The 11,850-nt window shown below is 49.4% G+C and carries 9 protein-coding genes and 1 pseudogene; 2 read left to right on the top strand and 8 right to left on the bottom strand.

Features of this window, described 5'->3' with window-relative positions; all coding sequences use genetic code 11:
* Positions 1–77 precede the first annotated feature (77 nt).
* From phoR to ACOMG9_RS00525, 4 genes are all read right to left on the bottom strand, one after another.
* On the bottom strand, positions 78–1,397 hold the full coding sequence (gene phoR, locus ACOMG9_RS00540; protein WP_494529634.1) for a phosphate regulon sensor histidine kinase PhoR: 1,320 nt from the start codon (positions 1,395–1,397) through the stop codon (positions 78–80).
* Positions 1,398–1,441: 44 nt separating this feature from the next.
* On the bottom strand, positions 1,442–2,131 hold the full coding sequence (phoB, locus tag ACOMG9_RS00535; protein ID WP_422136397.1) for a phosphate regulon transcriptional regulator PhoB: 690 nt from the start codon (positions 2,129–2,131) through the stop codon (positions 1,442–1,444).
* 329 nt (positions 2,132–2,460) lie between these two features.
* Positions 2,461–3,348 carry a 4-hydroxybenzoate octaprenyltransferase gene (gene ubiA, locus ACOMG9_RS00530; RefSeq protein WP_494530385.1) on the bottom strand — a complete coding sequence of 296 codons (888 nt, stop codon included), beginning with the start codon at positions 3,346–3,348 and terminating at the stop codon, positions 2,461–2,463.
* Positions 3,349–3,562: 214 nt separating this feature from the next.
* Entirely contained in the window at positions 3,563–4,213 is a 651-nt protein-coding gene (locus tag ACOMG9_RS00525; RefSeq protein ID WP_422136396.1) for a chorismate--pyruvate lyase family protein, read from the bottom strand.
* Between the two features lie 675 nt (positions 4,214–4,888).
* Here ACOMG9_RS00525 and ACOMG9_RS00520 point away from each other — a divergent pair.
* Together ACOMG9_RS00520 and ACOMG9_RS00515 are read left to right on the top strand one after the other, a co-directional pair.
* Complete coding sequence (locus ACOMG9_RS00520) at positions 4,889–5,527, top strand: TetR/AcrR family transcriptional regulator (RefSeq protein ID WP_422136395.1); 639 nt, start codon at positions 4,889–4,891, stop codon at positions 5,525–5,527.
* A 150-nt stretch (positions 5,528–5,677) separates the two neighbouring features.
* Complete coding sequence (locus ACOMG9_RS00515) at positions 5,678–7,030, top strand: 8-oxoguanine deaminase (protein WP_494530384.1); 1,353 nt, start codon at positions 5,678–5,680, stop codon at positions 7,028–7,030.
* 78 nt (positions 7,031–7,108) lie between these two features.
* Here ACOMG9_RS00515 and ACOMG9_RS00510 read toward each other — a convergent pair whose 3' ends face one another.
* The 4 genes and pseudogenes from ACOMG9_RS00510 to ACOMG9_RS00495 all read right to left on the bottom strand — a co-directional run bounded on the left by ACOMG9_RS00510 (position 7,109) and on the right by ACOMG9_RS00495 (position 11,813).
* Positions 7,109–8,527, bottom strand: a complete 1,419-nt coding sequence (locus tag ACOMG9_RS00510; RefSeq protein WP_422136394.1) for a uracil-xanthine permease family protein — start codon at positions 8,525–8,527, stop codon at positions 7,109–7,111.
* Between the two features lie 145 nt (positions 8,528–8,672).
* Entirely contained in the window at positions 8,673–10,124 is a 1,452-nt protein-coding gene (locus ACOMG9_RS00505; protein WP_494530383.1) for a C2H2-type zinc finger protein, read from the bottom strand.
* A 257-nt stretch (positions 10,125–10,381) separates the two neighbouring features.
* Positions 10,382–10,483: pseudogene (locus tag ACOMG9_RS00500) on the bottom strand (transposase); the annotation flags it as partial.
* Positions 10,484–10,514: 31 nt separating this feature from the next.
* Positions 10,515–11,813 (bottom strand): C2H2-type zinc finger protein, encoded by a 1,299-nt coding sequence (locus tag ACOMG9_RS00495; protein WP_494529633.1) that lies wholly within the window; start codon positions 11,811–11,813, stop codon positions 10,515–10,517.
* Positions 11,814–11,850: the final 37 nt, after the last annotated feature.

Raw genomic sequence — 11,850 nt, 5'->3', positions numbered from 1 at the left:
TGAAACCATGAAAAGATTATTCATTTTTTGATGGTAGTCCTAAAAGCAGAAAAGGTGCCACCGGCCCTTTTCTGCTTTCATGAGTGTTCCAACTCAAGGCATTTTTCCGGAAAGTAGCAAATAAAGCGGCTGCCTTTTCCAGGGTGACTGCTGATCGTGAGTTTGCCTCCGTGTCTCAGCATGACGTGCTTGACGATAGCCAGGCCAAGCCCCGTTCCCCCGGTATTCTGGCTACGACTTTTATCAATCCGGTAAAAGCGCTCAGTCAACCTCGGAATATGCATTGGATCAATACCGACACCATTGTCTTCTACCATCATATGTCCGCCTTCCCCGTCCTGCCACCAGCGCACAAGTATTTTCCCACCCTGGGGTGTATAGCGCACGGCATTAAAGACCAGATTCGAGAAGGCACTGCGCAACTCATTACTGCTGCCTGCCAAAAAGACATCTTCAGGACAATCCAGAGAAATCTGATGCTGGCTTTCACCACTGAGTGCACATCCGTCTTCAACGATACTGCTGAGCAGGGTTTTAACATGAACCCCATTCTCGTCTGCCTGAGCTTCAGCCGACTCCAGTTTGGACAGCAACAGCAGGTCTGCCACCAGATTCTGCATTCTCAGCGACTGCTCCTGCATCCTGTTCAGTGCTTTTTCCCAAACAGGGGGCAGACCTGAATCCGGGCCCAGACTGTCCAGCATGGTTTCGATGTATCCAGACACAACCGTCAGTGGTGTTCTCAGTTCATGGGAGACATTGGCAACAAAGTCTTTTCTCATGACTTCCAGCTGATTCAAGCGCGTGACATCTCTAACGGTCATGAGACGATTGCCTTTGCCATAAACCGTTATATTAAATTGCAGTTGATGATCCGGGTTGATTGGCGAGGGGATCTCAAGAGCTTTTTGATAACCACCCTGCTCAAAGTAGTCGGCAAACCTTGGATCACGTAGCAGATTGGTAATCAACTGCCCCTGATCGTCAGGCGTCTTAAGCCCTATCAAAGTTCCAGCGGCGGGATTCCACCATTCCAGGTTGCCCTGATTATCTATCATTACAACACCGTCGTTCAGCGCAGCAGTTGATTCCTGAACACGTTCAATCACTCCGGCCAGCTTTTGCCGGGAACGACTGTGCTGTTTTTGCAATCGATAGATACCATCAAAAATTTGCCCCCAGAACCCTTTACTCTCAGGAGGCTCTTTGCTCCTGGCCTTGGGGTCATTCAGCCAGTCCAGCAGCTTGAAAAGCTGACGGAAGCTCCAGACAAAATAACCTCCCATGACCACACAGAGTCCTAAAAAAGGCTCTCCAAACAACCAGCCCAGGGAAAACCCGACAATCACGTAGGCGATCATGCGGCTCAGCAAATGGGTTTTTGAAATTGTTGTCATATTACTCCCGGCCAGATAACTGCTGAGCACTGAGCATAAAAGGTTTACACCCTCGTTGAGAAACGATATCCAGTACCACGAACCGTTTGCACAAAGGCTTCGTAGTTATCACCTAAGGCCTTACGCAAGCGTCGAATGTGTACATCAACGGTTCGCTCTTCCACATAAACGTTGCCACCCCAGACCTGATCCAGTAACTGCCCACGGGTATAGGCACGCTCCTGGTGCGTCAGGAAAAACTGCAGCAAACGGTACTCGGTAGGTCCTATTTCAGCAGGTGAGCCATCAATAGAGACTCTGTGGCTGACAGGGTCCAGCTCCAATCCCTTGATGACAATGGGAGACTGGTTATCAAATCCGCCTGTACGACGGAGAACCGCTTTTAAACGAGCAGCCAGCTCGCGGGGAGAAAAAGGCTTGGTGATGTAGTCATCGGCACCGGTTTCAAGTCCCTGGATTTTGTGGTCTTCTTCACCTTTGGCCGTCAACATAACAATGGGTATTTCAGAGGTCAGCTCATTGCGCTTCAGACGACGGGCCAGTTCAATTCCAGAGACATCTGGTAACATCCAGTCCAACAAGATCAGATCGGGTTTGTTATCCACAATCAGAGAGTGCGCTTCTCTGGCATCTGCTGCCTCAAGACAGTCATACCCTGCCATTTCCAGAGCAACGGTCACCATTTCGCGAATCGGTGCTTCGTCATCTACGATCAGAATGGTCTTTCCTGGCATTAATCTCTACCTGTTATCTGTCGATTCGATTTCGGCGGTGACGTTCTGGCATCTATCAGCTGAAGCTCATTGGGGCTATACCAGGATGGTAGTGTCTCAGGACAGCACCTTTCCTATCGCTCAGGCTGTTTCTCACTACTTTGATCAACCGCACTATACACCGGACATTACACCTTTGAAATGTTACAGGCAGATGACACACTAAAGGCTGATATTGCAGCTTAAAAATAAAAAGATCCCTCAGGGTTTACAGGGTAAGGCTTTTCGCCATTTATCCCTACAGCCACCATAAGTAGCAATACTTACCAGGCTCTAAGCCGGATTGAAGATCAAAGATAACTCAACACGAAACCTGCAAATACAATGGCTCCGGCCCAGTGGTTACTGAGAAACGCCTTGAAGCAGGCTTCACGCTCACGACGACGGGTTAACCATTGCTGGTAAACGAAAAGGGCTGCGACAGCCAACAATGAGAGATAATAGAGAGCACCTAACTCCAGTTGATGGCCTGCCATGGCCAGTGTCATCAGGGTAAGTACCTGCAGGCAACCAACAATCAGGTTATCCATCTCGCCAAATAGAATGGCTGTGGACTTGATACCTACTTTCAGATCATCGTCACGATCCACCATGGCGTATTGAGTATCGTAAGCTACTGTCCAGAAGAGATTGGCCAGAAACATCAGCCAGACGATGTTTCCCAACGAGCCACTCTGAGCCGCAAAAGCCATGGGTATCGACCAGCCAAAAGCAGCCCCCAAAACCACCTGAGGCAGATGAGTGTGTCTTTTGGCAAAAGGGTAAGCCGAGGCCAGCAATAATCCGGCAAAAGAGAGCTGGACGGTAAGAGTATTGGTAAAGAGTACAAGAATGAAAGACAAAAGCACCATACCGGAGAAATAGATCAGCGCTTCTTTTTCCTGAATTTTACCCGTTACCAGCGGTCGATGCTGTGTTCTCCTAACATGGCCGTCCACTTTCCTGTCAGCAAAGTCATTAATAACGCAGCCTGCACTGCGCATCAAAACCACGCCGACCGAAAAAATCACCAGATTCTTCAGACTCGGTACACCTTCTGCCGCCACCCAGAGTGCCCACATAGTAGGCCAGAACAACAGATAAATACCAATAGGCCGGTCCAGCCGGGCCAGCCGTAAGAAATCTTTTAAACGGGGAAATCGTTGCAGAACTACTTCAGTGCCTGCCAATACCGCCATTGGTTTTCTGAATTGCATCATAATATTTAGCTGCTTATCTGCATCTTTATTATCATCGCTGAGATTCTTATTGCTCATCGCCCTGAATCATGACCCGCATCGCCAGTTTATCAGGTCAGGCCAGGTTCTCAATCAGGCCATGACCAGACCGACTGCGGAAATCTCTATATTTCACGAGGTAAGTGCTTCGACAAACAATCATTCTTGTAGAGCTTCAGGGTTCAGGATGCTTCGACATGACTCTGGAGTGCTTCTCTGTCTGTTCAGACAGGTCCGGCAAAAAGATTTCACAAACAGATATAGACTTTTCGTGCAAATAAAATAACGACCGCCTTCCCCAGGCTGTTTCATCAGAGTATTTTTCAACCAGATGAGGATTAAACTGACGAGCCGGCAGTTCCGCTACCTCAAATGGTCCCCGACGCATACCGGGATGATTAAATAAAAACTCCCCCAGGGGCTTAGTGCCCAGTTGCAGCAGCTCTCTGTTCGTGCCAATAAGACTGCTGTGAGGCAATACACTTCGTGCAAACACTCTGGGTCGGCCACCACAGATCAGCAGAACCTCCCTGATAGAAGCCATTTTGCTGCAATGTCTGTTTTCGAATGATCCTGCCAACTCACCAGACGTGGACGTAGCCTTTGACTGTTCATAGTTATTGAGAAACTTTAGCTCCGAACAGGTCGGCATAAAGGTCCCGTGACGAATAACCTGAACCCTGAAGTCGCCGTCAAACTCATGTTTCAAACGCTGAGTCAGGGAACCTCTGTCCAGCAGCCAGTCTCTCCAGGGCTCTGGAATCTGCTGTTTCAAATAATGTCTCGGCTTCCAGGATAAGCCTGAAAAATCAATAAAAGGCACCATCACTCCTGCTGCACAAATCCAATTTTCCAGAACTGCCCCGGGAGGAAACAAGGCAGCTCACCTTGACACTCCCCGCCTTGTCAGGCGAGGCTTCTGACTTCATAAGCTACAGCCAGCCTATAACGACCGGACTTACGCAGAAGCCTCCATCAGCAGCAACCGGGTGCCCCTCGGTTATTTATTGGTCTTTTGTTTGATTTGCCGCTGCCTTAACGGGTCACTCAGGTATGGGTTCATCTGGTTCTTCAAGGGCGGTTGGGCAGTTGGCTCTGCCTTAATTTTTTGTTAACAGTGCTTGGTTTTCATCATCGTGAGTTTCTGCATAGAGACAGACCGACAGTGAATTTAGCCAACTATGCACAAACACGCAAGCATAAGGCTCTTCACCTGCGCGGCCCGACCTACGCGGCCCGACCTTCCCGACTTATATCTCCCTCCGCCCGATTGAGGGTGTCGCAAAACTCCAACAACTCGTTCCCACGCTGGGACCCACAGGGCCTAAAAGCATGGCAACCAGAGTTTTTGCGACACCCTCCAAGGCGGGGAGTGTCACGGTTTCCTCAATTTCTTTCTGCCTGACTTTAATGGACACGACCGAATTCTTTTCTATGCTTCCTGCCAATGGTATAAATCATCCCCAAGGGATGATCGAAAACTATAAATCAGGATCCGCGCATGGCTGTCGTAAAACGTACGCCCCAAAAGACCGGTCGTATAAGAACCGAGAGGGTTCGGCTGATTTTGAAAGCTGCCGAACAGGAGTTTGCCCGGCATGGATTCGGGGGAGCCACAATCCAGCGTATAGCTGACCTGGCCGATTTACCAAAACCGACTGTCTTGTATTACTTCAGTAACAAGCAGGAAATTTATGACGAAGTTCTTAACAATATTTTGTATCTCTGGAATGACAAACTGAACAGCTTTCATCCGAAAGATGACCCTGCAGAGTCACTTGAACGGTATATCCGCTCAAAAATAGAAGTCTCCAGAAGATACCCCACAGCCAGCCGAATTTTTGCCAGTGAAATCATTCATGGCTGCCAGCAGCTGTCTCCGTCCATGAAGGACTCTACCCAGCAGTGGTTTAAAAACAAAACAGAGATTTTTCAGCACTGGATGGATGAGGGTAAAATGGCCCGGGTAGAGCCCATGCACCTGATTTTTATGATCTGGGGATCGACTCAGCATTACGCTGATTATGAAAAACAGATCTGCCTTATCATGAACAAAAAGAAACTGCCTGCCTCAACCTACGATCAAGCCGCTGACACTATCTGCGACATTGTTCTTCGTGGTTGCGGTCTGAAGGTTTGAGTAACGATAAAAATCTTGTAGAGTCACAAGGTAAAAATGAACCGGGCAGATTAACACGCAAGTCACTGCCATAAACTGCTGTATTGGCGGTCTATGGTATACGGCAGCTTGTTGCACTATCCAGACCGTCCTGCTCATAACAAGAGGCAGATGATGAGAGTCTGGATAAAACATCCCCTGGCTATTTTCACCGCAAACAGTCAGGACGCCGGTAACGGCGTGGTGATTGATGAAAGCTCCGGCAAGATCACAGAGCTGGTTCCCTCGGGACAGTCTCCGAAAGTCTCCTGTGATCAAAGCTATGACGCTTCCGGACAGGTTCTCCTTCCCGGTCTGATCAATACTCATCACCATCTTTATCAGACCCTGACCCGCGCCTTCCCTCCGGCACTGAATAAAAAACTCTTTCCCTGGCTGCAAACGCTTTATCCTGTCTGGGCCAGACTGAAGCCAGAGATGCTGTTTAACGCCACTCAGCTGGGACTGACAGAACTGCAGCAGTCCGGTTGTACAACAGTGGCAGATCATCACTACCTATTCCCGGAAGCACTCACAGAAGCCATTGATATTCAGGTGAAAGCCGCTGACAGTATTGGCAGCAGGGTTATACTGACTCGGGGTTCCATGAGCCTTGGAGAGAAGGATGGAGGCCTTCCTCCCCAGTCTACCGTGCAAACAGAAGCTGAGATACTCGACGACTCCGAACGTCTGATTCATCGTTATCATGAGTCAGACGAGGGGGCAAAGGTTCAGATTGCCCTGGCACCCTGCTCACCTTTTTCAGTCAGCACAGAGTTGATGAAAGAGACCGCTGGGCTGGCCCGTAAACACAATGTTCGATTACATACCCATCTGGCTGAAACCGATGATGAAGACAACTTCTGCATCGAGCGGTTCGGTTTACGGCCACTGGATTACCTGGAATCTGTGGATTGGCTGGCTGACGATGTCTGGCTGGCCCATGGTATTCATTTCAATGACGATGAAATCAAAAGAATGGGACAGGCGGGCATGGGCGTCTGTCACTGCCCTACCTCGAATATGCTGCTGGCATCGGGCATCTGCCGCACCAAAGAACTGGCGTCTGCAGGCGTGCACGTCGGACTGGGTGTGGATGGCTCCGCTTCAAACGACGGCTCCAATATGATGCAGGAAGTCCGTCAGGCTTTGCTGATCAATCGTCTGCGTTACGCCGCAGATGAAGTCACTCATCTCGATGCTCTGTACTGGGCAACAAAAGGCTCAGCCAAAGTGCTTGGCAGGGGCGATATTGGAGAACTGGCAGAAGGAAAGCAAGCCGACCTTGCTCTTTTCAGCCTGGATGAGTTGCGTTTCAGTGGCAGCCATGACCCACTGGCAGCACTGGTTCTTTGTGGAGGCCATAAAGCAGCTGCCGTTATGTGTGCAGGAAAGTGGCTGATTAAAGATGAAACACTACTTCATCTTGATCAAGAGGCCATCATGGCTGCACACCAGCTTTCTGCCAGAAAGCTGGTGTCTTGAGAGGCCGTCGTAAATCTCTGGTTCCTATGCTCCAGAGATTTATGACGGGGAACGAGTTGTAGGGTATGACGGAAATAATCAGGAAGTGGTTTCTTCTTTGATGGCTCCCGAAGATGCATTAATATTTTTCACCACTTTTCTCTGATCGCTGGATTCAGGCCCGGAATCTTCAGGCAAAACCAGTGTCAGCAAAATAGCGGTCAGACCTCCGGTGGTAATCGCCGAGCTGAAAATGTTTTTGACCAGTTCCGGCATCTGGCTCAGCACCCCGGGCACAATAGTGACGCCCAGCCCCATACCCATGGACACAGCAATGATCATTACCTGTCGACGATCAAGTGATCCTGAAGCCAGGATGCGAATACCTGAAGCGGCCACCGTGCCAAACATAACCAATGTAGCCCCACCCAGCACAGGCTTGGGAACCAGCATCAGGATGGCCCCGAGTATCGGGAAAAGTCCCATCACTAAAAACAAACCGGCAATGATATAGCCAACAAACCGGCTGGCGACACCGGTCATTTGAATCACACCATTGTTCTGGCTAAACGTCGTCGTTGGAAAGCTGTTCAGGCAAGCTGCGGTCAGAGAGTTCACGCCATCAGCCAAAATACCGCCACGAATACGCTCAACGTATCCATCACCCTCAATAGGTTCACCCGAAAGTTTTGCTGTCGCAGTCAGGTCACCGGTAGATTCAATGGTCGTTATGACATAAATGAGAGCAATCGGAATGAATAGCTCCCAATCGAAGGTCATTCCATATTTAAAAGGCACCGGAGCAGTAAATAAAACCGAGTCCGACAATCCCTGCAGAGTCATTTTACCGGTATAAAGTGTTATCAGGCTGCCCACCAGCAAGCCAAGGAAGATCGCCGAGAGACGCACCATGGGACGAGAACTGCGATTAAAAAAGATCACAGTCGCTAACACGGTGATGCTCACTGCAAGGTTGCTCAGCGCACCAAAATCAGGCGCATTGAAGCCACCGGCCATATCGGTCACAGCTACCTTAATCAGGCTGAGACCAATCAGTGAAATAACAATTCCGGTAATGGTTGGCGTAATAATCTTGCGCAGCTTATGGAAAAAGCGGCTCAGGACAATCTCGATAAATGCCCCGAAAAAACAAAGACCCGTCATCAGTGCAATAATCTCTTCACTGCTGCCTCCCCGACTCTTAACCACAAAACCGGCAGCAATAAGGGAGCTCAAAAACGCAAAACTGGTTCCCTGAATACTCAACAAACCAGACCCCAGGGGACCAAACCGTCTGGCCTGGATAAAGGTACCTATCCCTGAGGCGATCAGCGCCATACTGATCAGGTAAGGAATATGCTCTCCCAAACCCAACACCCCACCGATGACCAGGGTCGGTGTCACAACCCCCACAAAGCTGGCTATCATATGCTGCAGGGCACTGAAAAAAGCTCGAAATAATGGTGGTTTGTCGTTTAATTGGTGGATGAGGTCGGGATTATGAGTCTGGCTATTCATGCATACTCCTGCCGTCTATTTTTTTTATACAGAGTGAGTACTGCAATTCCTTGACCAATTATTCAATTTTTTTTGGGGTACTATACCAGCGCAACCAGCCTGCCAGGTGCTAGCCTTTCCCACCTGGGCCTGTGACAAGCAGAAATCAATCACTTGACTTTGCATCATCAAGCTTTCGTTTCCGGTGTTGTCTTTTGTGATTCGACAGAGCTTGAGGGTTTGGCAGGAGCTTCTGGCACTCAGGGCAAGTTTGCACTCTGGTGTGATCTTTTCTTTTGTGAACCGACAAGACTTTCGCGTTTGGCAGGATCTTCTGGCACTCAGGGCAGGTTTGTTCTCCGCTGTGATATAGACTTTTGTGAACCGACAGGGCTTGGGCGTTTGCCAGGGTCTTCTGGCACCCAGGGCAGGTTTGCTTTCCGGTGTGATCTTTTCTTTTGTGAACCCACAGGGCTTGAGCGTTTGGCAGAGTCTCCAGGCACTCAGGGCAGGTTTGCTCTCCAGTGTGATCTTTTTTTTTGTGAAACGCCAGGGCTTGAGCGTTTGGCAGGGGCTTCTTGCATTCAGGGCAGGTTTTCTCTCCAGTGTGATATTGACTTTTGTGAGCCGACAGGGCCTTACCGTTTGCAAAAGTCTTCTGGCACTCAGGGCAGGTTTGCTTTCCCGTGTGATATTGACTTTTGTGAGCCGCCAGGGCATAAGCGTTTGGAAGGGGCTTCTGGCACTCAGGGCAGGTTTGCTTTCCCGTGTGATGTTTTCTTTTGTGAACCGCCAGGGCATAAGCGTTTGGAAGGGGCTTCTGGCACTCAGGGCAGGTTTTCTCTCCGGTGTGATCTCTTCTTCTGTGAGACGACAGGGCTTGAGCGTTTGCCAGGATCTTCTGGCACTCAGGGCAGGTTTGTTCTCCGGTGTGATATTTTCTTTTGTGATGCGACAGGGCTTGAGCATTTGGCAAGGACTTCTGGCACTCAAGGCAGCTTCGCTCTCCGGTGTGATATTGACTTTTGTGAGTGCGCAATGAGGCTTGAGAGCTAAATGATTTCTCACAGCCAGGGTGATCACATCGGTATTTTTTGGAGCCTGCCTTCCTTTGTATTTCCGCAGGTGGTGGATTTAATTTTAATGATGAACCAGTTCTGCTGTCAGCTTCTGAGACAACTGTCGATGCTTCAGCAGGATGGCTAACCGGGCCAGATTCCTGATCGCCTGTTTGCAAATAGACATCGCAAGCGAAAGAGTCATCTGAGATTGAACGACACCGGGTACTTGTAGAAGGAGCAAAGATACAGACTCCCTGTTGATTACAACAGGGCTGTTCATGGCAATTTTCGTCAAGGCTATGTCGGGAGTCTGTGGGCTGCCCCGAATTTTCATCATTATGGTCGTTGTCGTATAGATAATGCGGTTTTTCTGAATGTCTATTGAATGACTGAGCATGATCCTCTGACCCCATTGCCCGGGAATTGTTACCGCCGCCCGCCCCGTCCATCAAAGTGATAATCTGAAGTTTGTTTCGCCGACAGGGTTTGTCATCGGGCAGCATGCCTGACCCCGAATATCCGTTTGTGCTGAGCATATGTGATGGCTGTTTTTGCATCAGCCTCCAACCAGTCATTGGCATTGCAGTTGATATGCCCGGCTCAGTTTTTATAGAAAAACTCTGGCTTGTCGAAGCCCCATTCTGATCAACCTCAACGATAAAACCATAAGTCTGTGGCTCAACCGGGGAGACGAAAGGCAAAAAGACCAATACGTGCGAGAGTAGACTTTTAATGGTTCTATCCTTTTTTCCGGGGATAGGAGCAGTGAGGATAGACGATAGGAACTTTGGGAGCTTTTCAATGTTGGCAAGCTCTATTGCCTCCCATGTCTTTTTGTCATCGGTTAACCGCCGCTGGTGATAGACAGATAGACGTGATCATTGCACTTCAGATCATACCCAAACGTGTGCAGTGCCCTTCCCTCCTGAGCCTGTGACAAGCAGAAATCAATCACTTGACTTTGCATCTTCAAGCTTTCGTTTCCGGTGTAGCCTTCTGTGATTCGACAGAGCCTGATTGTTTGGCAGTAGCGCCTGGCATTCAGGGCAGGCTTGTTCTCCGGTGTGATATTTTCTTTTGTGTGCCAACAGGGCTTGGGCGTGTGGCAGGGTCTTCTCGCACTCAGGGCAGTTTTGCTCTCCGGTGTGTTCTTTTCTTTTGTGAACCGCCAAGGCTTGAGCGTTTGGCAGGGTCTTCTGGCATTCAGGGCAGGTTTGCCCTCCGCTGTGATATCGGCTTTTGTGATTCGACAGGGCTAGAGCGTTTGGCAGGGGCTTCTGGCATTCAGGGCAGGTTTGCTCTCCGCTGTGATATCGGCTTTTGTGATTCGACAGGGCTAGAGCGTTTGGCAGGGTCTTCTGGCACTCAGGGCAGGTTTTCTCTCCGGTGTGATATTGACTTTTGTGAACCGACAGGGCTTGAGCGTGTGGCAAGGTCGTCTGGCACTCAGGGCAGGTTCGTTCTCCGGTGTGATCTTTTCTTTTGTGAACCCACAGAGCTTGAGTGTTTGGCAGGGTCTTCTGGCATTCAGGGCAAGTTTTCTCTCCGCTGTGATATTGACTTTTGTGAACCGACAAGGCTAGAGCATTTGACAGGGTCTTCTGGCACTCAGGGCAGGTTTTCTCTCCGGTGTGATCTTTTCTTTTGTGAACCGTCAGGGCTTGAGCGTTTGGCAGGGGCTTATGGCAATCAGGGCAGGTTCGTTCTCCGGTGTGATATTGGCTTTTGTGATTGTACAACGAGGTTTGAGAGCTAAGTGATTTTTCACAGCCGGGGTGATCACATCGGTATTTTTTGGAGCCTGCCTTCCTTTGTTTTTTCGCAGGTGGTGGTTTTAATTTTAATGAGGCACCGGTTGTGCTGTCAGCTCCTGAGACAACTGTCGGTGCTTCAGCAGGATGGCTTACCGGGCCAGATTCCTGATCGCCTGCTTGCAAATAGACATCGCAAGCGAAAGAGTCATCTGTGGTTGAACGACACCGGGTACTTGTGGAAGAAGCGTAGATACAGACTCTCTGTTGATTACAACAGGGCTGTTCATGGCAATTCTTGTCAAAGCTATGTCGGGAGTCAGTGGGCCGACCCGAATTTCCATCATTATTGTCGTTGTCGTATAAATAATGTGATTTTTCTCTATGTCTATTGAATGACTGACCATGATCCTCTGACTCTGTTATCCGGGAATAGTTATCGCCGCCCGTTCCGTACATCAAAGTGATGATCATGTGTGATGGTTCGTTTTGCATCAGCCTCCTATCAGTCATTGGCATTGCAGTTAATAGG

The sequence above is a fragment of the Endozoicomonas sp. PH6C genome (genome assembly GCF_059322965.1).
Note: the sequence above shows the minus strand (reverse complement) of the source record. Positions and strands in the feature narration are given on the sequence as shown.

What these genes read in the sequence shown, in the direction of transcription:
- ACOMG9_RS00505 (WP_494530383.1), bottom strand. Translation starts at nt 10,124, where the DNA reads ATGCAAAAACAGCCATCACATATGCTCAGCACAAACGGATATTCGGGG.
- ACOMG9_RS00510 (WP_422136394.1), bottom strand. Translation starts at nt 8,527, where the DNA reads ATGAATAGCCAGACTCATAATCCCGACCTCATCCACCAATTAAACGAC.
- phoR (WP_494529634.1), bottom strand. Translation starts at nt 1,397, where the DNA reads ATGACAACAATTTCAAAAACCCATTTGCTGAGCCGCATGATCGCCTAC.
- phoB (WP_422136397.1), bottom strand. Translation starts at nt 2,131, where the DNA reads ATGCCAGGAAAGACCATTCTGATCGTAGATGACGAAGCACCGATTCGC.
- ubiA (WP_494530385.1), bottom strand. Translation starts at nt 3,348, where the DNA reads ATGGCGGTATTGGCAGGCACTGAAGTAGTTCTGCAACGATTTCCCCGT.
- ACOMG9_RS00525 (WP_422136396.1), bottom strand. Translation starts at nt 4,213, where the DNA reads ATGGTGCCTTTTATTGATTTTTCAGGCTTATCCTGGAAGCCGAGACAT.
- ACOMG9_RS00495 (WP_494529633.1), bottom strand. Translation starts at nt 11,813, where the DNA reads ATGCAAAACGAACCATCACACATGATCATCACTTTGATGTACGGAACG.
- ACOMG9_RS00520 (WP_422136395.1), top strand. Translation starts at nt 4,889, where the DNA reads ATGGCTGTCGTAAAACGTACGCCCCAAAAGACCGGTCGTATAAGAACC.
- ACOMG9_RS00515 (WP_494530384.1), top strand. Translation starts at nt 5,678, where the DNA reads ATGATGAGAGTCTGGATAAAACATCCCCTGGCTATTTTCACCGCAAAC.